Below are 26,091 nucleotides of genomic sequence, written 5' to 3' on the forward strand. Positions count from 1 at the left end.
ATATAAAGGTCAACGCAGACACAGCAGTTTTTATGTGGGTCAACATCTCTATCATTGGCTCCAGCTACATCAAATGTTCCAAAAAAATATAGAAGAGCTAAGGCAAATTAGCCGCTATCGGTTGAAGGATTACATCAAAGGACAAAGAGCGATATCGCTTGCCCTATCTACCTTCTAGCTCGCTTGTCCCCCTCTCAGCTACTGTGGTACAATTAGAATTATATTATGGGGCTTACAAAAGCAGTAGGAAAGAGCAAAATTTAGCAAAGCTAGAGCGTTTCTGTAATCAATTTAGTATTTTACCTTTTGACCAAAATTCTGCAAAAATTGCTGGAAGAATTCGTTCTCAATTAAATCAATTAGGTATTCCTATCGGTGGTTATGATTTACAAATTGCAGCTCTTGCTATGACTAATGAGTTAATTTTAATCACTCATAATATCCGTGAATTCAGTCGTATAGATGGTTTAAAATATGAAGACTGGGAGATTTAATTATGGCTAATACTATAAAATAACGTAAAATAGCGTTAAACTAGCTATAATTTTTGATACAGTATTAGCAGGATCTATTTAATTAAAAAACCTGCCTTTTGATGATTGACATTTCATCAACAATTTCACCAAATCTTTCGTGTTTGATTCTGATTCTTTCTCTGACTCGATAAACTTGACCATTGCTAGAATTAAAAATATCATAAATAAATGATGTTTCTGTTGGATCTTGACCGTAAGAAGAACACTTAAAAGCAATTTCTAATGAAGAAATAAAGCCTCTATATTCGACCCAATCTTCTTCTTGACAAGCTTCTATATAAGATAATTTATCGGATTTTAGATCGTATGTGAAATATCCAGTATCTACTGAACCCCAGTTATTAGCTAAATAGTATCGAGCTAAAATATAATTATTTTTTATATCGAAAGATATGGGTGTGAATATTATATATCCAGGAAATTTTTCTGAACGTAATTCAATCTTTTTTATTTCATTATTATTTTCAATAATAATCTTAATAGATAGAGTTTCCCTGTCCGTTGCTGGTTCACAAAATCCCGATGTATTTGTTTGATCTTCATCTTTTCCTATTCTTCTTAAAAACCCTTCAAAATAAACTTTTGTGCTAGAGTCATTTGATGCTAATTTTTCTGATTGATAGATCAATTCAACTACTCGATTACAATTATCTCCTTCCAAAGCTCGAATAGGAAAAGAAGCCTCATTCTGAGTATATCCATGACTAACCGTCGATAAAAAAAACGTCATAAATATTGCATTGCTCAAAATAGTTTTGTTCATATCATCTCAAGACAAATGTTTTTTCCTATTGATTAAGATAATATTTGAAGTTTTTTATCTAAGTGTTAATAATGACTGGTTGTGGTAATTGTAACACAGACAGACACCAAAGACAACTACTATAAAATAACTTTACATTTCTTTTATCACTTTTGGAAAATGCTATCCTTGTAGATAAGACAAAAGAACTAAAAATCTCCATTGATGCCAATTGGATAATTTAAGCGCATCTTATGATAGTCTAAATATTTTCTTAAAGATGGCAGTAGGAAAGAGCGATCGAGAATGATTAAGGACAAAAATCATCAAACCTATAGAGACCCTAGTATTGTCGGTTATTATGCCCAATTAACCGCACTACAGCCGGCAGAAAAGACAATTTTAACCCTGCTGCAAGAGCGTTTATCAACCATGAAAATGCTTGATTTAGGGGTAGGTGCGGGACGGACTACGAAGTATTTTGCCCCTCTTGTGGGAGAATATATCGGGGTTGATTATTCTGCGGAAATGATCGCCGCTTGTCGTCAAAAATTCCCCCATTTAGTCTGGCAAGTGGCCGATGCTAGAAATCTAGAACAATTTGCGGATAATTATTTTGATTTTATTCTCTTTAGTTTTAATGGCATTGATTATATTTCCCCTGCTGACCGTTTTCTAGTTTTAGAGGAAATTAGCCGCATCGGTAAAGCGGGCGGTTATTTTTGTTTTTCTAGTCATAATCTTCAGGGAATTATCCCAGAATTCGATTGGAAAAAAAAGATTAGTTTCAATCCTTTTAGTAGCTATGTCAATTTAGTCATCTGGGTGATTTTGCGGGTCTGTAATCCCTCTCTTAGCTACGAACAGTTATTGACTGCTGACTATGCAATTATTCGGGATGAACCCCATAATTTTCGTCTCCAAAATTATTACGCCACACCCAAAGAACAATTAAGACAGTTAAGGTCTTACTTTCAAGAGATTAAAATTTATTCTTGGAAAACCGGTCAGGAAATTAAGAGCGAACAAGAGTTAAATACTAATCTTGATCATTGGCTTTATTATCTCTGTGTTCTTCCCTAATATTATCCCGCTTTTTTGGGGGATATTGAAGTAATGCTTGGGCAAGATAATGACCAGTGTAGGATCTTTCACATTTAGCCACGGTTTCCGGTGTTCCCACCGCGATTAATTCTCCTCCCTTGTCCCCTCCTTCCGGTCCCAAATCAATAATCCAATCGCTACAGCGAATCACGTCGAGATTATGTTCGATGACGATAATCGAATTACCTTTATCGACCAATCTTTGTAACACATCTAAGAGATGATGCACATCATAAAAAGATAAACCCGTAGTCGGTTCATCAATCAAATATAGGGTTTTTCCGGTGGCCCGTCGGGATAATTCGGCCGCTAATTTTACCCTTTGTGCTTCCCCACCGGATAAAGTGGGAGCGCTTTGGCCAAGTTTACAGTATCCTAAACCCACATCCACGAGAGTTTGTAATCTGGTGGTGGCCCGGGGGACATTTTCAAAGACTTTTAATGCTTCCTCGATCGTCATATCTAAGACATCGGCGATCGAATAACCTTTATACTTAACCTGTAGGGTTTCCCGATTATAACGCGCCCCTTTACACACATCACACTGCACATAGACATCGGGGAGAAAATTCATCTCGATGACGTTTACCCCTTGGCCTAGGCAAGCTTCACAGCGTCCTCCCTTAACATTAAAAGAAAACTGCCCCGCTTTGTAACCCCTAGCTTTTGCTTCGATGGTTTCGGTGAAAATCTCGCGAATAATGTCAAAAACCCCCGTATAGGTGGCAGGATTTGACCGAGGAGTGCGTCCTATCGGTGATTGGTCGATGACAATTACTTTATCAACCGCGTCCAATCCTTCCACTTTATCTAACTCTTTGGGGAAGGGAGTTAAACGGGTTAAATGATGTTGTAAAGCCGGATATAATAACTCATTAATTAGGGTAGATTTGCCTGAACCAGATACCCCCGTAATCGAGACTAATTTTCCTAAAGGAATCGTTACATCAATATTTCTTAGGTTATTTTGATGGCAATTTTTTAAGACTAAAGCATTACCATTCCCAGACCTTCTTTGGGGAGGAGTTTCAATAACTTTGCGTCCCGATAGGTAGGCTCCTGTTATCGATTTTTTCGACTTTAAAAGACTTTTAAAACTGCCTTGACAGATGATTTCTCCGCCATGAATGCCCGCTTTTGGACCGATATCGACCAAATAATCAGCTGCCCGAATCGTTTCTTCATCGTGTTCGACGACGATTAAAGTATTACCTAAATCTCGCAATCTTTGCAGGGTTTCTAACAGTTTACTATTATCTCTTTGGTGTAATCCGATGCTAGGTTCATCGAGAACGTATAATACTCCTGTTAATCCCGAACCAATTTGAGTGGCTAATCGAATTCGTTGGGATTCTCCCCCAGATAAAGTCATCGCCGGTCGATCGAGGGTAAGATAATCTAATCCCACATCGATTAAAAATTGTAGTCTCGCTTTGATTTCTTTCAGGGCCAATTCTCCAATCAATGCTTGTCTTGGGGTTAAATGACAATCATTAATTCTCTGCAAACAATCCCGGATGGGAACTCCGGTAAAATCCGTGACCGTATATTCTCCTAAACGTACCGATAAAGCTTCCGGTTTTAATCTTTTTCCGTGACAAACTTCACAGGTTTGGTTAACAATATATTTTTCTAGTCTTTGTTTAATAACTTCCGAGGTGGTTTCTTGATAATTCCTATCTAAGATATTGATAACTCCGGCAAATTCTCGATAGTAACCGCGACCAGTATCGTAACGGTAATCATCTTCAAAATAGATCGGTTCTTTACTCCCATAGAGAATGATATCCTGCTGGGTTTTTGTTAGTTTCTGCCAAGGAGTTTGAATTTCAAAACCTAAAGCTTGCCCTAAACCGTAGAGGAGAGAAAGATAGTAGGAATTATCCTTATCTGACCAGGGGGCAATAGCAGAATAAACCGGCTGTTTTGGGTCTGGAATGACTAAATCTGCCGAAAATTTCCGTAAACTGCCCAATCCGTGACAGTTGGGACAAGCACCATAGGGAGAATTAAAAGAGAATAAACGGGGGGATAATTCCTCCATAACTGCCCCGTGTTCGGGACAGGCAAATTTTTCAGAAAAGACAATTTCTTTGGTAACTTCGGGATTATCTTCGTTATTCTCATCGAGAATTTCCACAATCGCTACACCGTCGGAGTGCTTTAAACAAGTGGTTAAAGAATCCACTAATCTTTCCTGTAAACCCTCTTTTTTGATCAGGCGATCTATAACAATTTCGATATCATGAAGATGTTTTTTATCTAACTCGATGCCCTCGGATAATTCTACTACCTTGCCGTCAATCCGCACCCGGGCAAAGCCTTGGGAGGCCAAACTAGAGATTAATTGCTTATGGGTGCCTTTTTTGCCGCGAATTACTGGAGCTAAGATTTGAAATCGGGTTTTATCGGCTAATTCCATCACTCGATCGCACATTTGATCGATGGTTTGGGGGGCAATATTGCGATCGCAATGGGGACAATGGGGTTCACCGGCACGACCGAACAATAAACGCAAGTAATCGTAAATTTCCGTTACAGTTCCCACACTAGAACGGGGATTGTGGGAAGTGGATTTTTGGTCAATGGAAATAGCCGGACTTAAACCCTCGATCGCATCCACATCGGGTTTATCCAATTGTCCCAAAAATTGACGCGCGTAGGCGCTGAGGGATTCCACATAGCGGCGCTGTCCCTCGGCAAAAATAGTGTCGAAAGCGAGGGAAGATTTGCCCGATCCCGAAACTCCCGTAAAAACAATCAACTGATTGCGGGGTAATTCGAGATCAACATTTTTGAGATTGTGTTGTCGGGCGCCACGAATACGGATTGAGTCAGTTTGAGCCATCGGACGGTGCCAAGTAGTCCTAAACAATCATAGCCTTGACGAATGGGTTTCAGCTACTAAAAAACCAGTCTTCTATCATATCAGAAGATTATCGGGGTTAAACCGCTCTTTCGAGAAACTCGCGCATATCCCGATCAGCTGCCGGGCAACAGCTATGACTGGCTTCTTCTTCTAAATGGGCTAAAACTGGGCAATTAATCCGATAATCTGGTTCTTTTGACCGTTCTAGGCGCAATTCGTACACTTGTTTTTCCAGTTGTTCAATACGGTCCACCAAAGCGCGAATAGCCACCGCTTCCGAGTCGAGTAAATCACCGTGTTCGAGGGGTTCCACCCGCGTCCCAGCGCGATAGATTAAACGACCGGGTACACCAACAACGGTACAATCGGCGGGAATATCCCGCAGAACCACAGAACCAGCGCCGACGCGAACGTTATTACCCAGATAAATATTACCTAAAACCTTAGCCCCAGCGCCGACGACCACATTTTCCCCTAGAGTCGGGTGACGTTTACCGCTTTCTTTCCCCGTCCCTCCTAAAGTAACTCCTTGATAGATGAGGGCATAATCACCGACAATGGCGGTTTCTCCGATGACCACTCCCATGCCATGGTCGATAAAAACACCCTGACCAATTTGGGCGCCGGGGTGAATTTCAATACCAGTCAGAAAACGGGCAAGATGGGAAATTAAACGGGGAATAAAGGGAATCCCGATGTGATATAGCCAATGGGCGAAGCGATGGCACAGTAAAGCCTGTAATCCAGGATAACAAAACATTACCTCTAACCAGTTGCGGGCAGCGGGGTCACGTTCAAAAATGATCTTGAAATCGGCTAGGAGAATAGATAACACGAGTCTTGATTCCATATTGATCGAGCTTATACTAATCCATGTTATCACTCCGGTAAATGAGCCGTTCAACTAAAAAGCGATCGAATAACCCGTTTTCTTAGTTCGCCTGTACTACCTTTGTCCAAATTTTGAAGATATTCTTAATTTCTCTCTTGTTTAATCTTCCTTTAACTTGGGACTGAAAAAAGGGGTTAACAGCGTTGCCATCAAAAATGGTATCGTGGCCATGGAAGCTAGTCAGATTACCAATAAGGGCAGTGTGGTTTTTTTCAATACTAATGGTGTCTTTGAGAGTCAGGTGACTGTGGGCACTTTACCAGATATGTTAACCTTCACTCCTGACGGTAATCGGGTTTTGGTCGCTAATGAAGGGGAAGCGAAAGGAGGGATCAATCCCAATAGTTCCGTTAGTATTATTGACCTTAGCATCAGTGTTCTCAATGCCACGGTCAACACTGCCACCTTTACCGGTTTTAATGGTCAAAAGAACACTTTAAGAAGTCAGGGAGTTCGTATTTTCCCCAGTCAAACGGTTTCCCAAGATGTGGAACCAGAATACATCACCGTTTCCGACAATGGAACCACTGCATGGGTGTCTCTACAGGAAAATAATATCGTCCCTATACTTTTGTGGGAATAGAAAGGGCTGGCGGTTTCATGGTTTATGATATCACCAGCCCTAGTCATCCTTTCTTTGTTGATTATATCAACGATTGGCAATTAGGCGATATCTCTCCCGAAGGATTATTATTCATTCCCGCTGCCGATAGTCCCAATGGTACTCCCCCGTTAATTGTGGCCAATGAAGTTAGTCGTAATCTGGCGATTTATTCCATCAAACCTGTCCCAGAACCTAGCGCAGTTTTAGGATTGCTAACCATCGGATTAGCTGGTTATAGTTTGAAAAAAAGAGGGTATTGCTAATTAGGGTTTGCGGCAAAAAGTTTTTCGTGGGGGGTGGGGTGTGGGCTTCAGCGGTGAGCCTGTCGAACCGCCGGGGTCAATTAGCTAATTTTCAGGGAAAAAGTACCTTAATTTTTCCCCCGATCACTCCCAGATCTGATATACTTTTTGAGAAAAAAAGTCTAAAAGTCTTAGCCAAAAAGGTGTTTAGATGTATTCAGCCAGCCCTAGATAGAGAGCCATTTAAGTAATTTTCTATGGAGAGTTAAATTATGTCGTCAACTGCCTACGAAACTGATTATAATCAATGGCTAAAAGAGACAGTAAAACATTTACAAGAGCGCAATTTTGAGCAAGTGGATTGGGATAATTTAATTGAAGAAATCGAGAGTATGGGAAAAAGTGATAGACGAGCTTTAATGAGTCTGTTAACCCGTCTTATCGAACATCTTTTAAAGCTGGCTTATTGGCAAGAAGAAAAAAAACGGTCAGGTAATCATTGGGCGGCAGCAATAGTCAATTTTCGCGCCCAAATTCAGCAGCGTTTAGAAGATAGTCCCAGCTTACGGCCAGAATTAGCAGCCATGTATGATAAAGTTTATCCAGTGGCGATTAAATCGGTTTCTCAGCTTTTTTCCCTTAATTCAGACGCTCGTATATCCCTCGAACAAACATTAGATGATAATTGGTTTCCCCCAGCGGAAAAATAGTTCTTAATTAGGAGTAATACTAAAGCTGAATAAATGTGAAATATAGACGAGATAAGGGTTTTAGTGTCCTGTTTTGCTCTCACAGGTGCAAGATTTTGAGAGAATCGTGCTTCAAAACCTTGGGTCTTCATCGGCCCGCGTCCTGTAGGGGCGAAGCATTCGGGCAATAACCTATCGGTGAAACCGTAGATTTTCTATCCGAATGCTTCGCCCGTACTTTTTGCCGCAAACCCTAATCAGTTTTTAATAACCAGATTTATACTAAATCCGTTGAGTAACTCACAGAAAACGGGTTTCTCCGAGAAACCCGTTTTCTACTCATGCAAAAGACAAAAAGGGGAATAAATAATCAGTTTTTAATAACCAGATTTAGTATAATTTGCACGGTCAACAGCTTACCCACGACTATAAAATTAACATCCATCTTGCGGGGGTATTACCCTGGTTAATACCCCCTATTTTTGGTCAGGTATAGTGTTAAGCTTCTCCCGTGATTGATAAACCCTCTACCCAAACGTAGGGACAAACACCACTGGGAGTAATAACTACTTCCGGTTCCAGATAAACAATCGATTTCAGCAGTGTTAAAATATCTCCGGCTACGGTAGCGGAATCGATGCTAATGCGCTCATTTTTGTTCACTAACCAACCATCAAAGGGCAAAGAGAAGGAACCTTGTAGAGAATTAACTCCTGCATGAAGTGCCTGTAAACTATCAATTAAAACCACATTTTCTGCCGTTTCCAAAGAATAGCTTTTGGGTTGATTAGCACTAGCAAAAACGTGATAAAAATGGGGACTAACCGTTACTTTTGCCCCAATGTTACCGTTGCCAGTTGGTTCCGTATTCATCCGTTTAGCGGTAATCGTGCTGTGGAGAAAATTACTCAAGATCCCCTCTTTAATTAATTCCACACGACGGGTGGGAGTACCTTCACTATCAAAAGTTTCTGCGGCAACATTAGCCGGATGGAGGGAATCATCGCACAAATTTAAGGCAGTAGCGGCGATTTGTGTTCCCAAAGATTCAGGAGTAGAAAGACTCTGTTTATCAAGGATATTTTGGGCATTAAACAGATTAGAAAATGCTCCCATTAGACTCAAAAAGGCGCGGGGGGCAAAAACCACCAAATATTTACCCGTGGTAATCGGTTGATAGTCCAGATGGCTAACAGTTTTGCTAATCGCTTCCTCGATACAACCATCGATATCTAATTTTTCCAGTCCTGGACTAACCCGAAAAGCACCGGCGCTGCGGGGTTTTTTGCCTTCCTGTTCGGTTTTGGTGTATAAATACACACTGGCATAACTACGCGCTTCCTGACGCATTGCCCCGTCGCTATTGAGATAAAAACGTCTGACCTGCTGTTGTCCCAAACCGTTATAGGGAACACTGGCAATAGCTGGATGGGCTGCTAGTAAGGATTTTTCGGCGGCTAATAACTTATCGACGAGAGTGGATACAGGTGCTTGATTAGACATTTCGCTGGCCACTTCTGTGGTAGGTGCGGTGGCAGCGGGACTAAAATCGGGGACATTTTCCTTAACGCCAAAAAAGCTGGCTTCTTGGGCGGTTTTCAGGGCTAATTGCAGTCCCACCAGGTCCACATCGGTGGTCGAGGTGACACCGACTTGATTATCCCGATTCCAGACGCGAACGATAACGCTGGAACGATTGGAAGCTTGTACCTGTTTCGGTTCCCCTTGAAACACATCCACATCGGTTTCATCCACAGAAGAACCATAGATGTCGTATTTAGCAATTCCTAAAGCTTGGGCGCTAGAATTAGCGATTTGGGCGATATCTTCAACTTTTGGCATAGATTTGGTCAGAAATGAGATGAATGTAGAATTGAGCGGTCAGCCATCAGCAGTCAGCTAGATAAAAGTGATATTTATCAGAAAAATGGCTGATTAATTGAAAAACAAAGAACTCAAATCTGAAAACTGATAGCTGATAACTGATAACTGGTAACTGATAACTGAAGAGAGATTCGGCCAGGTAGTGACAATAAAGACGATAACGGCAGCCGTAGCCAGCATAGCTTTGGCAACGTGACCGATAACCGTACCGACGACGATACCGACACAGACTTTTAGGGATTGTTGCAAACGGGGGGTTAATTCCAAATCGCGACGATAGGCGTATTCTCCGACAAAAGCCCCGACCACAGGACCGACAAATAGGCCGATAATCGGGCCGCCAATGGGTAAAGCCGGTAAAAGCCCGAATATTCCCGCTAATAAGCCCACTACTAGCCCGATTTGGCTCCAATTGCTCGCCCCAACTTTTTGGGCGCCGAGATAACTAGCGAGGAATTCCACCCCGATACTGAGGAGAAGGACAACAAAGGCCACGGTTAAAGCGACCCCCATCCCCGCGAATTTGGTGACAAAACCCCACACCACCATGGCGATTAAAATCAAACTCATGCCGGGGACAGCGGGCAGCAGTTCGCCAATTATCCCCACTATCATGATGGCGATGAGGAAATAGTAGAGAATTACTAAAGCCATGATTAACGACCGCCAACGGTAATAGAATCGACTTTTAAATGGGGTTGACCAACGGTGACATAAACGCTACCACTGACAGAACCGCAAAAACCCGCCGCTAGTCCTAAATCTTGGGAACACATAGAGATTTTATTCATAATCTCCTTAGCTGAACCGATTAAAGTCGCGCCTTTCAGGGGTTTAGTCAGGTTGCCATTTTCGATAAGATAGGCCTCCTCGACGGCGAAATTAAATTCACCGGTCGCCCCCACACTACCACCGCCCATTTTTTTGCAATAAATGCCTTTATCGATGGAATTAAAGAGATTATCGAGGGTATATTCCCCAGGAGCGATGTAGGTATTCCGCATCCGACTAGCGGCCGCATAGGTGTAGTTTTGACGGCGACCGCTACCCGTGCGCGGATGACCGGTTTTAATTGAACCAGTGCGATCGGCAATGAAGTTTTTTAGGATACCATTTTCAATTAGGAGAGTACGCTGGGCCGGCATTCCCTCATCGTCCATATCGATAGTACCGAAAGCTTTATCGGATAATCCTTCGTCCCAAGCCGTCAGATTTTCGTGGGCGATTTTTTCGCCTTTTTTATCGAGAAAGGGTGTGGTTTTTTGCTCAATTTGCGTAGTTTCTAGCAAATGGCCACAAGCTTCGTGGAAGATAACGCCGCCAAATTCATTGGCCATGACGATGGGATAACTGCCGGATTCTACATAGTCAGCGTAAAGCATTTTACCCGCCGATTCGGCCACTTCTGCCGCCGATTCCTCAGCATTCCACGTCCGCAGAAAATCGGGATTACTGGTACTACCCACCCGTTTACCAATGCTAGAACGATTAGTCCCATCGGCACAGAGGAGATTATAGCCCACGGATTGGGTGAGGCGAATATCCCGGGCAAAAGTGCCATCACTAGCGGCAACTAAAATTTCTTGCCAATCGCGAAAATAAGCGGCGCGACGAGATTGGACGTGAGAGGCTTTCTGATTGAGGTGAACGTTAGCAGTTAGGAGAATATCACCCATTTCTCGCAAAGAACTGCAATTATTCAGCCAAATATCTTTATTTTTGACCGTGGCATAATCCCGGAACATTTCCAGATTGATTTCGGGAATATACGCGTTAGGACTGGGTAGGTTTAAACCGAGAATCGATAAACCTTTTTCTAGGGCATTTTTTAAGCCTTGGAAGCTTAAATCGTTGGTACTGACATAACAATCAGCTTTACCGCGAAAAAGGCGGATTCCTGCCCCTGTAGATAGTTTCGGTGAGAGACTGGTGATGCTGTCATCTTCGGCTAAACAACTGATATAGTTGACTCTTTCCAGGAAAAATTCGATAAAAGTCGCCCCGGCAGCCCGTCCCAGTCCCAGGAGAGTGGACAAAGGGGCCGCCCAAGAGCTATCAAAGCGCTCCAGACTAGGATTATATTTCAGGGTGGGGAGTTCTTTGGAGATGAGTAGAGTGGGTGACATAAAGCTCGTTTATCAGTTAATCTGCTGGTTTCTAGTCTAACAGCTATCAGTTTTTTCCGTATTGGGGGTGCGTTAGCGTGGCCTAACCCTGCTAAATTTTTCTCCTTCATATCTCTTAATAAAAACCTTGATTCGATCGCTGATCGCCCGCAAGATTAAATAAAGAGCGACTCAGGATTAAAATAATGGCCACAGCGACACAATTCTTAAACATTTCTGACTTGACAAAAGATGATTATTGTGTATTCGGTTTAGCGATTTGTTTTCTCAAACAGGAGGGAGAATTAGAAAAAGTGGCGGTGTTAGAACCGATTCCCTCGGCAGCCCTAGAGGCAATTGTCAAAGGAATTCCCACTTCCTACGAATTTGCCCGCGCCATGAGTTTAGGAGAGGTATTTCAGGACGATAATCCTCAAATACCCAGTAATTTCCCCGATAATGCCCAATTATGCGAGAATTTTGTCGAAAGGGCGATTGCTGCAACTCGCACCTATAAAAATCAACCCCACCTACAAGGGTTAATCCCCTTGGGCGGCCAAAAAGACGATTTAAACTTTTCCCTAGAGAAAAAACGCATCTTGAATGCTGTTCATGTGGTGCGGACGGAGGATAACGTCAAACAACATTCTCACACCCACAAGGTTTTGTAATCAAGTTTAGTTCGGATTAGGGAAATTTTGCCGTTTTCCCTGATTCCGAACTTAGGTTATCGCAGTGGAGCAATAGCTGCTCAATTAATTGTTTAGTCTCTGGTGATACTAATCGAGGTCAAATATAGGATAATTTCCCCAAAAATCAGCGATAAAAACCTTTTTTCCCATCTGGACTGGCTCTGAAGACTGGGAAGCTCGGAAAAATCCCAATTGAGCCACAATTAGCTTAATCAAAAAATGTGCTATAATCAGAATGTAAGCACAAGGGGCCGTAACGGTTTCGACAGGTTAGCGAAAGCTCCCCCGTGATACAGGTCGAGAGTGAGTCTCCTCTCGTAAATCAAAGGCTCAAACAAAAAGTAAATGCGAACAACATCGTTCCTTTCGCTCGTAAAGCCGCTCCTGTAGCTGCCTAATAGTCTCTAATCGACTCGAGCATTCATAGTTTGACTCCGTTAAGGACTATGGATAAACCCCCAACGGATGCCACGTTTAACTTTCTCTAGTTAGTTAACCGTCTAAGCTTTAACTAGAGCATCCCACTGTCCGGGATAAGTGACAGTCCCCGTTTCGAGGGTAATCGAAACTAAACCTGTGAATGAACGGACAGTCAATACCTAATTTGGACAGCAGTTCGACTCTGCTCGGCTCCACTGATTAGTTTAATGAAAGACCTTCTCTCCCGCATGGACGGGGTGCAAACGCCGATTATTCCCGTGGTCGGTCAATTAATTAAAGCGAACCCCGGCACTATTTCCCTAGGTCAAGGGATTGTTTCCTATTATCCACCCCAGGAAGCGATCGAATCTCTATCTTTATTTTTAGCTAATCCCAAAAATCATCAATATCAATCCGTGGCGGGAATTTCCCCCTTATTAGCAGTAATTCGGCAAAAACTAGCCGAAGATAATCGGATAGAAATCAGCGATAAACAGGCAATTTTTGTGACGGCGGGCAGTAATATGGCCTTTATGAATGCTATTTTAGCCATTACTTCCCCGGGGGATGAAATTATTCTCAACACTCCCTTTTATTTCAATCATGAAATGGCCATAAAAATGGCTGATTGTCAAGTAATTTTGGTCGCCACAGACAAAAATTATCAATTGCATCCGGCTGCCATTGAAGAGGCAATCACGGCAAAAACTAAGGCAGTGGTGACGATTTCTCCTAATAATCCCACGGGAGTAGTTTATCCAGAAAATACCCTAAGAGAAGTCAATCGCATCTGTCAAAAAAAGGGCATCTATCACATTCATGATGAGGCTTATGAGTATTTTACCTATAACCATGCCCGTCACTTTTCTCCGGCGGCAATTGTTGACAGTGAATCCTGGACTATTTCCTTATTTAGTCTCTCAAAAGCCTACGGTTTTGCCAGTTGGCGCATTGGTTATATGGTAGTACCAGAACATTTATCTGAGGCGATTAATAAGATTCAGGATACTATTTTAATTTGTCCGCCGGTGGTTTCGCAATACGCGGCCCTAGGGGCGTTACAGGTGGGTAAAAGCTATCCTTTAGAACAGTTAAAAACTATCAGTCAAGTTAGAGAAATTTGCCTGAATGCTTTAGAATCAATCGGCGATATCTGTGATGTTGCCACTGCGGAAGGGGCTTTTTATTTTTTCCTGAAAATTACCACAGACAAGAATGATTTTCAGTTAGTTAAAAGTTTAATCGAGCGGCAGCGGGTGGCGGTGTTACCCGGTTCAACTTTTGGGATAACAGAAGGCTGTTATTTGCGTCTTGCCTACGGTGCTTTATCTCCAGAAACGGCTTTAACGGCAGTAGAAAGATTGGTAAAAGGACTGCGTTATTTTAGTCAGTGATTTTGAAGAATAAATACTGGCTTTCTTTCTTGGTTTTTACTTTACCACAACTGATGAAAAACCTTCTTTCGCGCATGGATGGGGTGCAAACGCCGATTATTGCCGTGGTCGGTCAATTACTTAAAGCGAAGCCTGGTACTATTTCCCTAGCTCAAGGGATTGTTTCCTAATTATCCACCCTGGGAGGCGATCAAATGTATTTCTTGAGACTAGGGGTTTGGCTGGCTGATTTTCATAATCAGAATTGCTGAACTCTTGGACAATTGACGGCAAAGCGCTTTTGATCTAGACTAGGGGATGCGGAATGCTCTGGCCTAAAAATGCAAACAATCTATTTTTATGCCCCTGGCGAAATCAGACAAAAAAATATCAAGGAAGACCAGACTCTATGGACAGGCGATCATAGCAATTTTACGGCTTGGATAGCCCAAACCTACTTTCATCTTAAACAAGCCGGCTTTCCCTGTGAAATAGCCAGAGAAATCCCAGAGCAAGGAATTTTAATCGCCGACCGAGATACCCTAGATAATGACTATCCTTTCCTAGATAAGGTCATGTTAGTTTGTGTCAAAAGCGACAAAGAATATCACCCTTCGGCTCACCTACACATTGTTTATAATCCGTCTAGTTGGGAGAAGGTTAAGGACTCTATTTGGAACCCCTATCTAATTAGTCATTGGCCGATGCCAGGGTTAGTTCCCAGAGATAGGGAACGGAACACCCTAGTGGAGAATATTTCTTACATTGGCACCAGGGGTCAGTTGGCACCGGAATTAAGGTCGGAAGCATGGCCAGAGTCTTTGGCTACTCTCAATTGCCATTGGATGCCGATTTGGGATAGATTTCACTGGAACAATTATACTAATCTAGATGTGATTGTAGCCGCGCGTAGTTTTGATTCTCGAAATTATCCTAATAAAGGTTCTATTAAGCTAATTAATGCTTGGCACGCGGGTGTTCCCGCTCTTTTGACTCCAGAGTTAGGCTTTTTAGCAGAAAGAAAGACGGAGTTAGATTTTATTATTATTCACTCTCTAGAGGAGGCAATTGAAGCAGTTTGTCGTCTGAAAAGTTCTCCAGAACTTTATCAAAAAATGGTTGAAAACGGTTATGAGAGGGCGAAAGAACACACAATTGAAACCACTTTAAATCAATGGATGTCTTTTTTCAAAGATGTGGCTTTTCCCACCTACGACCAATGGTCTGCTTTAAGTCAATTTGAAAAAAGATGGTTGTTCAGTCAGCGATATTTAGCTTTCAAATACGACAGATTTAAACACAAAATAAACAACCTTGGCAAGTCAAAAGCATAATTCAATTCTCGATCGATTATTTCTCCTTCGTGTAAAAAATAGTTTATCATGACCAACTCTCCAGACATATCTCATAATTTAGACCCATATTTTCTGAATTCTCGCACTAGGTTTGACCTAATAGAGTTAATACCCTATACTCCCAAAAGTGTTCTTGAGGTGGGTTGTGGTATTGGTAAAACTGGCAAAGCTATTGTGGATAAATATGGCAGTAAGGTAATAGGAATTGATCTTAGTGCTGAGGCGATTGAAGTAGCAAAACGACAGGGTTGTTGGGAAAAATTAATTGTTTGTGATCTGGATCGAACTCCTATCCCGATGGAAATCGAAAATTACCGTTTCGACTGCATAATGTATCCCGATGTTTTAGAACATTTGAAAAGTCCTTGGAACATCATTAAAGCCCATCTTGATCTCCTAAATCCAAGTGGTGTGATGATTGCAAGTATCCCTAATATTAGACATATCTACGTCATGAAGGATCTCCTGTTTAAAGGTAATTGGACTTATACAGAAATGGGTATTCTCGATAGAACTCATCTTCGATTTTTTACCAAAAAGACGATGATTAATCTTTTTGAACAAGCAAATTTAAAAGTGACCTGTATTAAACCTAGATCCTTTTCCGGTCCTTCGTTGCTTAAAAGTATAAATCGCTTAAATCATCATCTCTTAGAAGAATTTTTAACGGTTCAATATCTAATTGGTGCTTGCAGGAAATAAGTTCAGAAACATGAAAAACCTTGTAATTATTTCATTCTGGTGTGAGCGGAGTATTAAACCTTTGCTCCACTTACTTAAACAGCTTCAACGTATTGAGTCGGGTTGTCTCTTCGATATCGTGGTCGTCTGTAATGCCAACAGTTTGGGTAATATACCTGATTTACCTCAATTAGATAGCCAAAAAGTCAAGTATTTAATACGAGAAAATACAGGATTTAACATAGGTGCATGGGATTATGGTTGGCGACATTTGCCTCCTTATGACTATTATTTATTTCTTCAAGATGACTGTTTTATTGTCCGTCCGCTCTGGTTAAAAGCCTTTGTTGATCGATTCTGTCAATCTCCCCAAATAGGACTTCTAGGAGAAAGTTTAAACTGGGAATGTACTTGGGAAGAACTGGTGCGATCTAGTTATAATCAAATTAATCGGGATCATTTACTGAATGGTGAACCCATTAAAAGAGTTGATTTTTACCGACATTTTTTAGAGGAACATAAAATCCCTGAAGGGGAAACTGCCGAACACTTACAATCAATTATTATTTTTACATCTCGCTCCATTTTAGAAAAAATAGATGGGTTTATACTTGGCAAAAACTATGGGGAAGCGATCGCATCTGAAATTGCCATTTCTAAAAAGGTTCAAGGGTTAGGCTACCAAATACAAACCGTAAACCCTGATAGCTGTTATCATTATATTGCCCATCCCCAATGGTTTAGACGAAAAAGAAGGCTCGATCGATGGCTCTATACAGTTCGATCGAAAATCATCCCTATTTATAGGCAAGCTACAGATAACTAGGTTATTTGTTGTTTTATGAGTGACAACGCATCTCGAATAATTGACTCTGACTATCGAGATAGTTCCACCCTGGCTTTCCTGGGTATTGTGCTGAAAATATTCATTAGTGGGTCATTTGTTACAAAAACGGAAGTTAGATACCCTGTGGGACAAGCTTTTGAAGCAGACTTTATCTCCAGAAACAGCTTTAACGGCAGTAGAAAGATTGGTAAAAGGACTGCGTTATTTTAGTCAGTGATTTTGAAGAATAAATACTGGCTTTCTTTCTTGGTTTTTACTTTACCACAGCCTTTTTCCTCAAGATAACGACTCCCTAAAACCAGATAGTTTGTACCTCACTATTAAGATAACTGCTATAGGATAACCTCTGATTCGATCTTTTGGGCTATTCTTAGTTTAGCCGAACGAGAACGGGGATTTTTAGCCTGTTCTTCTCGGCTGGGAATAATCGGCTTTTTCGTGATAATTTTCAAGGAATTATCTTCGCGAAAGCCATACTTGATCAGACGATCTTCTAGACTATGAAAACTGATCATAGCGATAATTCCCCCGGATTTTAGCCAGTGGGGGGCTTGATTTAACAATTTTTGCAGAGAATCTAATTCTTGATTAACAGCGATGCGTAGGGATTGAAAAACCCGCGTTGCCGGATGAATACGTCCATAACGGTAACTAGCGGGGACAGAACTAGCGATGACAGCCGCTAATTCTGTAGTGGTAGTAAAAGGACGTTTTTGGACGATCGAGCGAGCAATAGGACGAGATAAACGTTCTTCTCCGTATTGATAAAAAAGATCCGCTAATTCTTTTTCCTGCCAATGGTTAATAATATCGGCTGCCGTCAGGGATTGACAGCGATCCATCCGCATATCTAAGGCTGCCGTGTGGCGAAAACTAAAGCCGCGCTCGCTCTGATCGAATTGGGGAGAACTGACTCCTAAATCGGCGATAATGCCATCAAAACTGCTATTTTGTCCCTTATAATCGGCGAAGTTCCCCCACCAGAGGGTTAAACGGCTATCTAGATAGGGGGCAAGACTAATTTTAGCGGCTTCTAGGGCGCTTTGATCGCGATCGATGGCGGTTACTTTCGTTTCGGGATGAGCTTCTAAAAGCAAGCGGCTGTGTCCACCACCCCCTAGGGTAAGATCGAGATAATGCCCCCCGGGTTGAATATTTAAGCCGGCGATTAATTCTTGACTCAAAACGGAAATATGGGGAAAATCTTGATTCATCTGTACTGATAACTTCCTAAAAATGGCGATTTAACCTAGGGTTTGCGGCAAAAAGTTTGTTGGTGGGGGCAGGGTGTGGGGTGTGGGGTGTGGGGTGTAGGGTTTTACCGATTTTGAGGTAGTCAGTTGCCTAATTTTCAGGGAAAAAGTGCCTGAATTTTACCCCCGATCACTCCAATGGTCAGCACTTTTTGAGGGGAAAAAAGTCTAAAAGCCTTATCCAACAAGGTTTTTAGATTTATTCAGCCAACTCTAACCTAAAAATAACTGATAGGCCCGGTTTTGACTTTCATCCCAATAGCGATAGCCGAGAGTATCGAGAAAAGCTTGCCATTGATTCATTTCATCGGGGGGGACCTGTATGCCCACGACGATGCGCCCGTAATCGGCCCCGTTATTGCGATAATGGAAAACGCTGATATTCCAGTGGGGACTCATGGAGGCGACAAATTTCATTAAAGCCCCCGGTCGTTCGGGAAACTCGAAGCGGTAAAATAATTCATGATCAGCTAAATGCGATCGCCCTCCCACCATGTGGCGCAGATGCAATTTAGTCAATTCATCATCACTAATATCGAGGGTTTTAAAGCCGCAAGCTTCAAAACTCTCGGCTAATTTCTTGGCATCGCTGCGATTTTCGATCTGGGCGCCGACAAAAATATGCGCTTCTTTTTCATCGGCAATGCGATAACTAAATTCGGTTAAATTGCGTTTGCCGACACATTCGCAAAAACGCCGTAAACTGCCCGGTTGTTCGGGAATAGTCACAGCATACAACGCCTCGCGCCGTTCCCCTAATTCGGCCCTTTCCGCCACAAACCGCAGACGATCAAAGTTCATATTCGCCCCACAAGCCACAGCAACGAGGGTTTTATCCTCAATTCCTTCTCTTTCTACATAAGCTTTCGCTCCTGCTACCGCTAACGCCCCCGCAGGTTCTAAAATCGAGCGTGTATCTTGAAAAACATCCTTAATCGCGGCACAGATATCATCCGTATCCACGAGAATAATCTCATCCACATACTGCTGACAGAGACGAAAAGTCTCCTCTCCCACCTCGCGCACCGCCACCCCGTCGGCAAATAATCCCACTTGCGACAAACGCACCCGATAACCGGCTTTTAGGGATTGATTCATCGCGTCTGAGTCCACAGGTTCCACCCCGATAATTTTAATTTCTGGGCGTAAACGCTTGACATAGGCGGCAATACCTGATATTAAGCCACCGCCACCAATAGCGACAAAAATGGCCTCGATCGGTTGCTGATATTGTCGTAAAATTTCCATACCGATCGTACCCTGGCCGGCGATTACCTCCGGATCATCGAAGGGATGGATAAAAGTTAAGCCTTTTTCCGCTTCTAACTGCCGCGCGTAGGTGTATGAATCATCGTAGGTGTCACCGTGCAGGACGACAATCCCCCCCCGGGCTTTTACCGCGTCGATTTTGACTTGGGGAGTGGTGACAGGCATAACGATAATCGCTTGGGTTCCCAATTGCCGCGCTCCCAAAGCGACTCCCTGAGCATGATTTCCCGCCGAGGCAGCAATTACACCTTTTTGTAACAAATCCCTTGACAAATACGCCATTTTGTTGTATGCGCCGCGCAGTTTAAAAGAGAAAACTGACTGCATATCCTCACGCTTGAGTAAAAGCTGATTGTGCAAGCGTTGGGAGAGATTGGGGGCAAATTCCAAGGGGGTTTCTTGGGCGACATCATAGACGCGTGCGGTGAGGATTTGAACCAGGTAATCGCAGTACATTATTCTTTTTTGGCGGTGGGGATTGGCAAGTCAGGCTAGGATCCAGAATAGATCATCGTCGGTCCGGTTCGCAATAAAGAGCTATCATACTGAATCCTTTGATCATTTTCAACTTTTTCGATGAGTTTTCCTAGTCCGTAGTCCTCTAGGATTTATGCAATTTTTTCAAATTCGGCAATGAGAATCTTAACGGCAATCAGCTTTTGATCCTCGTCTAATACATAGTTTTTGGTAATTTCTAGCATTTGGAGTTTACCCTAAAATTTCTCTAGATTATTATTGATAAGCTGAATCGTGAGCGGAATAGGTATATCGGTTAGTAGAGAAAAGATAAGCAATTGACAGATAAAGATAGCGGTATCTTTCTGTTTTTTGGTCGGCAAATATCTTCTCCTAGAATTGTGCCAGTTTTGTTATCCCTATTTTACAGAATAGGAGGGTGGTGGTTTATGCTTGCCTAACGCACCCGACTGGACTTTAGATTTTACATTTTGCAAGTCTCCACGCGAGAGAAGATACCCTAAGTCCACCCCACTTCTCCCCATTCCAACCCCATCCCACCATCCCCAACCCAATCAAACCTCTAACTACAAGAAATCTACAGGGGAGATGGCCTTGGGGTGCTTTCAAGTCAAAAGTAACGTCTTTGTAGTATATCCATCTCTTCATTAGGTATATACTTTGCCGCCAGCCCACTTTATCGCCGAAAGCGTTCCAGATTTCTTCATTATACTCCTGCGTCCCACCGAGTTCGCGGTAGATTTTCGCTTGCACAGAAAAGCCAAATTTTTCGTTACTATATTTCACCCATAATTGGTCAATTGTTCGCAAATCTTCGCAGGGTAACTTATCGATATCCTCTATCCACAGCAACTCCTCTTTTGTGCGGTTGGCAGTCTGTAGCATTACCTTCATGGTTTCCTCGTCCGCTTCCTTCCATTGCTGCCATTTCAATAAATCTTCTAAGTTCCGATAATCGATTCCTTTGGCACTTTTAAGCTGAATAGATGGGGGAGTTTGCGTAATAGTTGTCTGAGATATAGAGACTGATGTTTTTATCTGCAAAGCTGACAACACTTCCGAGGCGGATTGATAGCGTTTTTTTGTGCCAAACTCGATTAATTTATCCAGAATATTCCCTAACTCATTACTAACAGGATTATTAACTAACCACTGTCGCCATACCCATTGGTGTTCCCCCCCATCGAATAAATCAAAGGGAGATATTCCAGTTAATAAATAAAGGCAAGTTACACCCAAACTATACAAATCACTGGCATTAACTGCCTTGCCATTTCCCTGTTCTGGGGCAATATATTCAGCAGAACCGATAATTGTTCCTGTCATGGAACGATTTAAAGGACTGACAAATTTTGCCGCTCCAAAGTCCACTAAAATCAATTTATTATCGCTTTTTCTGCGAATAATATTTTCGGGTTTAATGTCGCGATGAATTACTTGTTTACTATGAATAAATTCTAGAATCGGTAAAATCTCTGACAAAAGATGTTTAATTTTGGCTTCGTTAAATACTCCTTCCTGTTTTAATTCTTGTTCTAGATTTTGTCCCTCGATATATTCCTGAACGAGATATTGTCGCCCGTCATTAGCGGTAAAATAGGCGTAAAGTTCGGGGATTTGTGGGTATCTTCCCAAACTATCTAAACGAATCGCTTCTTCTTTAAATAATTCTGCTGCTTTTTGTAAAGTTCCTGTTCCCTGCGCTGACGGAAAAAATTGTTTAATTACACAATAGGGTTTTGAGGGTTTATCTTCATCTATCGCTTGAAATGTCTTGCCAAAACCCCCTTGACCGATTAATTTTAGCGCTCGATAACGTTCTCTGAGCAGTAATTGAGAACCGCACTTATGACAGAATTTATCCGTGGGGGTGTTTTGGTGCGAACAATCGGGATTGAGACAGAGACTCATAGCCGTTTGACAAGTGTGGGAAGATTAACCCCTATTATAGAAAAAGAAAGCAAGCTAGGGCGACTCTAGTGGGCAAATTTTCTGATAATTCGCTGAAAATAAGGTGACAGGTATGGTCAATCCACAACCCGTTATACTTTGTCCATACCACAATTTAGCCATTTTGTCAAAAAAATTTTGACTTTGCAACAAAACTACACAAAAATTAGATCAACGCTGTTGGGGAAAAAAGGGATAATTGGCGAAAGTGTTTGGTTTTGCTCAAGGGAAAAGTCTAGATTTAGCAAGGGTTTTAAGACAACCTAGACCATAAAAACCTTAAAAATTACAATAAAGGCCATCATAGCATAATGGAAAATTGTACCAGAATCGCTGGAAGTATTGCAACCTCGTAAATAAATAAAAATTATTCTCAATAAATTCTTAAGTAAAAATAAATATTACCGATTGTAAATTTAAATATTTTTAAGCATTGAAGCTATTTATATATAAAATACTTATCATTTTTCCTGATTGCCTCTGACTGGAAAGAGGGTGTAGGGTGTGGGGTGTGGGGTGTAGGGAAGAAAACCTCTTTCATCTGTAGGGGTGAAAATTTTTTCATCGGGACTGACTTGAAAGAGGCGGTCGGCAGGGGGCAGGGGGCAGGGGCAGGAGGGAAAAGTACCATTTTGGGGAGTCAGTCGTCGATACCAAACTAGGCTAAACTCTATAGGAGAAACCCGATGACTAACTTGATTATTTCGCAAAAATATGGCTAAAAAGCTCGATTTTGTTATTCCTGCCGTCGGTGGAGTCACAGGAGCCAATTTATCTGCTTGTCTGGGAAATATTGGCTTAGTCGGCGGATTTGGCGGTATAAGCGTCGGTTTAGTGGGAATGACGGGGATTGGCATCCTGACAAGTTCGGCAATTTATGCCAGTCTGCAAGGACTAGAAACAAACGATCACAATGTCGGGTTAGCTTTGGGAATAGGAAGCCTTGGCGGAATCGGTATCTACTCTACCTTTGGGGGTGTGGGAGTCGCGGTTAAAGGTACAGCTTTCGGTGTTGGTGTCGGTTCTATGGCGATCGCTGGTGGGATAGTCGGGTTAGGAGTCTACGGACTGATGAAAATGTTATCCCCCACCTACTCCAACAATAATTTTTATGGCAATCTAGAATTTTTTGATCGCATTACTAGAGAGTACGAAGAAGCTTTATTTTGGCAAGAGGTTACGCGAAAATATAAAAATCTAGAGGCAGAACTACAGGGACTTTTAGAAGAAGTATCTGTTCAGGAAAATCAACAGTTATATTCTACAGAAATTACTATTCCAGAGCGTTTATCTTGGCAGTGTTTCCAAACTCTTAAAGGTCATCAGGAAAATATTGGGGCGATCGATGTTAGTCCTGATGGTAAAATTATCGCTAGTGCGGGAGAAGATCAAACCATAAAACTTTGGCAGCGAGAAACGGGTAAATTAATTTATTCCTTTGTGGGAGTTAATGAACCGATCCAAACTCTGGCGATAAGTCCTAACGGTAAATCGATTATTGCTGGTGGATTAGATGGCAGAATTAGTCAGTGGCAATTAGACACTAAGCAGTATAAAAGTAGTTTTTTCGCTCGTGTCAATGCTCCCCATAGCCACCATGGTGTAATTTTACAATTAGCTTTTGCTGCCAATGAAAGATTTATTGTTAGCACTAGTAATGACAAAACTCTGCGAATCTGGGGTTATCATACAGGAGAATTAAAGCGAACTTTAATCGGTCATGAGGAGGCAGTTAATACCTGTGCTATTAGTCCCGATAGCCAAATTATTGCTAGTGGTAGTGATGATAAAACTATTAAATTATGGCGATTTGATCATAGTTATGCTTATCAAACTTTTATCGGTGACAGGGCAGCCGTTAACAGTTTAGCTTTTAGTAATGATGGTCAATATCTAATTAGTGGTGGTAGTGATAAAGTGATTAAAATCTGGGATATAAAGACAGGAGAAATTATTAAAAGTTGGCAGGCACACGAGCAGGCAATTATCAGTATTGCTATTAATCCTCATCGCCATCTAATTGCTAGTGCTTCCCGAACAGAAATTAAAATTTGGCAAGGACAAACAGGAGAATTAATTAAAACTTTACGGGGAACTGCTCCCTTAAAATTTAGTCCTGACGGTCAATTTTTAATTACAGGTAGTTATGGACATAAGGTAAAAATATGGTCAGAAATGTTAGGAGAATTAGAAATATTGCCCTCCGATTCCGAGGATTGGTGGGAGGTTTTAGAAATTTCTAAGAATGCCAGTTTTTCAGAAGTTAAACAAAGATATTATCAGCTTGCTCGTCAGTATCACCCCGATCACAATTCCTCCGCCATGGCGATTAAAATTATGCAAAAAATTAATCGAGCTTACGAGCGGTTTTTATTTTCTATCTCCCAACAGTAAAATTGTCAGCGTAGGTTCAAGTATTTAACTATCTTTCGATTCTCCCTTAATCCCCCCTTGATCCCCCCTTAATCCCCCCTTGATAAGGGGGGTATCTGATAATTTTTAACGCCTACCTACTTATCTCACCATTAAGATAAATGCTATAATTATTCGATTCAAGAGCCAAAAGTAAAACCAGAAATATAGAGAGCTTACTAACAAGCTCTCTATAAAGTTTAGGTCTTTTACCACTTATCTTCCAGACTAGGATCTGTTAGCAGTATTCAAGCTACCCACTTGAATATTCAGATTAATTTTTTGTCCTTCTCGGCTAATTTCTACGGGTAAATTATCGCCAATTTGAGTATTAGCCACAATTTCCTGAACTGCATCGGGATCGGTAACATTCTTACCACCTACAGACTTTAACACATCACCCGATCGCAATCCTGCTGCTGCGGCAGGAGAATCTCTCATCACCCGCACTAACAAGACACCAGAATCATCGGGGATAGTCCAATTATCAGCCATGGGACTATCGGCTAATTGTTCTTTTACCTCTGGGGTTAACTGTACCATTTGAACACCGAGATAGGGATGTTCCACCTTACCCGTGGCGATTAATTGTTCAGCGATTCTTTGGGCAGTTTTAATCGGAATAGCAAAACCTAAACCCTGGGCATTTTGAATGATAGCGGTGTTAACTCCGATAACTTCTCCCCGAGCATTTAACAAAGGTCCGCCGGAGTTTCCGGGGTTAATTGCCGCATCGGTTTGCAGGAAATCCACCCGTTTATCACTAGCACCAATTTGGGAGCCATTGCGTTCCTTGGCGCTAATAATCCCCGTGGTGACAGTGTTATCTAATCCCAAAGGATTACCGATAGCGATCGCCCATTCTCCCACCTGTAAACTATCAGAATTACCTAATTTAACCGTGGGTAAATTGCTCGTTTCCACCTGTACCACTGCCACATCAGTTAAAGGATCACTACCTAAGACTTTACCATCAATAGTGCGACCATCTTTGAGGGTGACAGTCACCTTATCTGCTCCCTCGACAACGTGAGCATTGGTGATAATTTTACCGTCATTACTGATAATAAATCCTGAACCCGTGCCTCTTTGAACTTGTCTCTCTCCTCGCTCCGGTATTTGGGAACCGAAGAAGCGACGGAAAACAGGATCGTTAGCAAATTCCGAAAAATCACCGCCTCCATTGACTTCCCTAGAAGCATTAATTCTTACCACCGCCGGCCCCACTTCTTGCACCACAGAAGCGACAAAATTGGTAGGAATAACCAGAGACGAGGGAGCGGCTGCGGCTGCTGTGGAGGGGCGAGGATTATTGGTAGCGGTGGCAATATTTTGGGCTAATTCTAGAGGATTTTGGCTGTAGGCGTAGGTGGCACCGATGCCTAACCCAGCACCCAAAACCAGTAAGGAGGAATAGGCAAAAAGTTTTTTCATTGCAGAAGATTTGGAGCGTTTGGGATTGCCTTCGTTGAGCGGGGAAATATTATCGTTAAAAATATTGCGAGTCATAGTTTTTATTGTTTAACCATTTTGAGAAGGGAATAAAAGTCAGTCCTAATAATCGTGGGTGTGAGAGGAGTGTTTCGGAAAACGGCTTGGGACTGACTATCTCTAATTTAGGTGGGGGATATGAACTTACTGTGACGCAGACATGAACTTTTGATTGCAAGCTCATTGTTTTATAGTTTTTGACAG

General features: G+C 42.0%; 23 protein-coding genes, 1 other RNA gene and 1 pseudogene. 13 read left to right on the top strand and 12 right to left on the bottom strand.

The window, feature by feature from the left end; genetic code table 11:
• Positions 1 to 203: 203 nt before the first annotated feature.
• Positions 204 to 494: a PIN domain-containing protein gene (locus H6G40_RS13835; RefSeq protein ID WP_202950801.1), complete on the top strand. Its 291-nt coding sequence runs from the start codon at positions 204 to 206 to the stop codon at positions 492 to 494.
• A gap of 82 nt (positions 495 to 576) precedes the next feature.
• On the opposite strand, the gene H6G40_RS13840 is transcribed toward H6G40_RS13835, so the two are convergent.
• Positions 577 to 1,299, bottom strand: coding sequence for a hypothetical protein (locus tag H6G40_RS13840; RefSeq protein ID WP_042790633.1), 723 nt, complete (start codon positions 1,297 to 1,299; stop codon positions 577 to 579).
• Positions 1,300 to 1,584: 285 nt separating this feature from the next.
• On the opposite strand from H6G40_RS13840, the gene H6G40_RS13845 reads away from it, so the two are divergent.
• Entirely contained in the window at positions 1,585 to 2,361 is a 777-nt protein-coding gene (locus tag H6G40_RS13845) for a class I SAM-dependent methyltransferase (protein WP_002754293.1), read from the top strand.
• Here H6G40_RS13845 and uvrA read toward each other — a convergent pair.
• Both uvrA and cysE read right to left on the bottom strand, forming a co-directional pair.
• Positions 2,318 to 5,230: an excinuclease ABC subunit UvrA gene (gene uvrA, locus H6G40_RS13850; protein ID WP_002737693.1), complete on the bottom strand. Its 2,913-nt coding sequence runs from the start codon at positions 5,228 to 5,230 to the stop codon at positions 2,318 to 2,320. The two genes, H6G40_RS13845 and uvrA, sit on opposite strands and share 44 nt — an antisense overlap.
• Positions 5,231 to 5,327: 97 nt before the next feature.
• Complete coding sequence (gene cysE, locus H6G40_RS13855) at positions 5,328 to 6,101, bottom strand: serine O-acetyltransferase (protein ID WP_002792459.1); 774 nt, start codon at positions 6,099 to 6,101, stop codon at positions 5,328 to 5,330.
• A gap of 157 nt (positions 6,102 to 6,258) precedes the next feature.
• On the opposite strand from cysE, the gene H6G40_RS13860 reads away from it, so the two are divergent.
• The 3 genes from H6G40_RS13860 (at position 6,259) to H6G40_RS13870 (ending at position 7,699) form a co-directional block, all read left to right on the top strand.
• Positions 6,259 to 6,726 carry a choice-of-anchor I domain-containing protein gene (locus tag H6G40_RS13860; RefSeq protein WP_242028757.1) on the top strand — a complete coding sequence of 156 codons (468 nt, stop codon included), beginning with the start codon at positions 6,259 to 6,261 and terminating at the stop codon, positions 6,724 to 6,726.
• A gap of 17 nt (positions 6,727 to 6,743) precedes the next feature.
• Entirely contained in the window at positions 6,744 to 7,010 is a 267-nt protein-coding gene (locus H6G40_RS13865; RefSeq protein ID WP_190537841.1) for a choice-of-anchor I domain-containing protein, read from the top strand.
• Positions 7,011 to 7,261: 251 nt separating this feature from the next.
• Positions 7,262 to 7,699: a DUF29 domain-containing protein gene (locus H6G40_RS13870; RefSeq protein ID WP_190537827.1), complete on the top strand. Its 438-nt coding sequence runs from the start codon at positions 7,262 to 7,264 to the stop codon at positions 7,697 to 7,699.
• Positions 7,700 to 8,176: 477 nt separating this feature from the next.
• Here the strand turns inward: H6G40_RS13870 and H6G40_RS13875 are convergent, their stop codons facing one another.
• From H6G40_RS13875 to H6G40_RS13885, 3 genes are all read right to left on the bottom strand, one after another.
• Positions 8,177 to 9,520 carry a TldD/PmbA family protein gene (locus tag H6G40_RS13875; protein ID WP_190537828.1) on the bottom strand — a complete coding sequence of 448 codons (1,344 nt, stop codon included), beginning with the start codon at positions 9,518 to 9,520 and terminating at the stop codon, positions 8,177 to 8,179.
• A 93-nt stretch (positions 9,521 to 9,613) separates the two neighbouring features.
• Complete coding sequence (locus H6G40_RS13880) at positions 9,614 to 10,216, bottom strand: DUF456 domain-containing protein (protein ID WP_190537830.1); 603 nt, start codon at positions 10,214 to 10,216, stop codon at positions 9,614 to 9,616.
• A gap of 2 nt (positions 10,217 to 10,218) precedes the next feature.
• Positions 10,219 to 11,688 carry a TldD/PmbA family protein gene (locus H6G40_RS13885; protein ID WP_002735204.1) on the bottom strand — a complete coding sequence of 490 codons (1,470 nt, stop codon included), beginning with the start codon at positions 11,686 to 11,688 and terminating at the stop codon, positions 10,219 to 10,221.
• A gap of 185 nt (positions 11,689 to 11,873) precedes the next feature.
• On the opposite strand from H6G40_RS13885, the gene H6G40_RS13890 reads away from it, so the two are divergent.
• From H6G40_RS13890 to H6G40_RS23720, 7 genes are all read left to right on the top strand, one after another.
• Positions 11,874 to 12,338 (top strand): hypothetical protein, encoded by a 465-nt coding sequence (locus tag H6G40_RS13890; RefSeq protein ID WP_002735666.1) that lies wholly within the window; start codon positions 11,874 to 11,876, stop codon positions 12,336 to 12,338.
• A gap of 268 nt (positions 12,339 to 12,606) precedes the next feature.
• Positions 12,607 to 12,997, top strand: a transfer-messenger RNA (tmRNA) gene (ssrA, locus tag H6G40_RS13895).
• Positions 12,998 to 13,006: 9 nt separating this feature from the next.
• A complete protein-coding gene (locus tag H6G40_RS13900; RefSeq protein ID WP_069474697.1) occupies positions 13,007 to 14,173 on the top strand; it encodes a pyridoxal phosphate-dependent aminotransferase in 1,167 nt (388 codons plus the stop codon).
• Between the two features lie 320 nt (positions 14,174 to 14,493).
• Positions 14,494 to 15,486 carry a glycosyltransferase gene (locus H6G40_RS13905; protein ID WP_002736520.1) on the top strand — a complete coding sequence of 331 codons (993 nt, stop codon included), beginning with the start codon at positions 14,494 to 14,496 and terminating at the stop codon, positions 15,484 to 15,486.
• Positions 15,487 to 15,534: 48 nt separating this feature from the next.
• Entirely contained in the window at positions 15,535 to 16,209 is a 675-nt protein-coding gene (locus H6G40_RS13910) for a class I SAM-dependent methyltransferase (RefSeq protein ID WP_002737440.1), read from the top strand.
• A 61-nt stretch (positions 16,210 to 16,270) separates the two neighbouring features.
• Entirely contained in the window at positions 16,271 to 17,014 is a 744-nt protein-coding gene (locus tag H6G40_RS13915; protein WP_133158918.1) for a glycosyltransferase family 2 protein, read from the top strand.
• A 106-nt stretch (positions 17,015 to 17,120) separates the two neighbouring features.
• Positions 17,121 to 17,252 (top strand): hypothetical protein, encoded by a 132-nt coding sequence (locus H6G40_RS23720; protein ID WP_002735344.1) that lies wholly within the window; start codon positions 17,121 to 17,123, stop codon positions 17,250 to 17,252.
• A 115-nt stretch (positions 17,253 to 17,367) separates the two neighbouring features.
• Here the strand turns inward: H6G40_RS23720 and rsmH are convergent, their stop codons facing one another.
• The 5 genes and pseudogenes from rsmH to H6G40_RS13940 form a co-directional block, all read right to left on the bottom strand.
• Positions 17,368 to 18,249 (bottom strand): 16S rRNA (cytosine(1402)-N(4))-methyltransferase RsmH, encoded by an 882-nt coding sequence (gene rsmH / locus H6G40_RS13920; protein WP_002736211.1) that lies wholly within the window; start codon positions 18,247 to 18,249, stop codon positions 17,368 to 17,370.
• 252 nt (positions 18,250 to 18,501) lie between these two features.
• Positions 18,502 to 20,013 (bottom strand): threonine ammonia-lyase, biosynthetic, encoded by a 1,512-nt coding sequence (gene ilvA / locus H6G40_RS13925; RefSeq protein ID WP_069474698.1) that lies wholly within the window; start codon positions 20,011 to 20,013, stop codon positions 18,502 to 18,504.
• 35 nt (positions 20,014 to 20,048) lie between these two features.
• A pseudogene (locus H6G40_RS24175) lies at positions 20,049 to 20,258 on the bottom strand (hypothetical protein).
• A 232-nt stretch (positions 20,259 to 20,490) separates the two neighbouring features.
• Positions 20,491 to 21,945 (bottom strand): GUN4 domain-containing protein, encoded by a 1,455-nt coding sequence (locus tag H6G40_RS13935; RefSeq protein ID WP_069474699.1) that lies wholly within the window; start codon positions 21,943 to 21,945, stop codon positions 20,491 to 20,493.
• A gap of 500 nt (positions 21,946 to 22,445) precedes the next feature.
• A complete protein-coding gene (locus H6G40_RS13940; RefSeq protein ID WP_002738100.1) occupies positions 22,446 to 22,694 on the bottom strand; it encodes a hypothetical protein in 249 nt (82 codons plus the stop codon).
• Positions 22,695 to 22,698: 4 nt separating this feature from the next.
• Between H6G40_RS13940 and H6G40_RS13945 the strand changes: the two genes are divergently transcribed.
• Positions 22,699 to 24,378, top strand: a complete 1,680-nt coding sequence (locus H6G40_RS13945; protein WP_069474700.1) for a WD40 domain-containing protein — start codon at positions 22,699 to 22,701, stop codon at positions 24,376 to 24,378.
• 246 nt (positions 24,379 to 24,624) lie between these two features.
• Here H6G40_RS13945 and H6G40_RS13950 read toward each other — a convergent pair whose 3' ends face one another.
• Entirely contained in the window at positions 24,625 to 25,905 is a 1,281-nt protein-coding gene (locus H6G40_RS13950) for an HhoA/HhoB/HtrA family serine endopeptidase (RefSeq protein WP_190537833.1), read from the bottom strand.
• Between the last annotated feature and the right edge of the window lie 186 nt (positions 25,906 to 26,091).

Source organism: Microcystis viridis FACHB-1342 (assembly GCF_014698335.1).
Lineage (GTDB): Bacteria > Cyanobacteriota > Cyanobacteriia > Cyanobacteriales > Microcystaceae > Microcystis > Microcystis ichthyoblabe_A.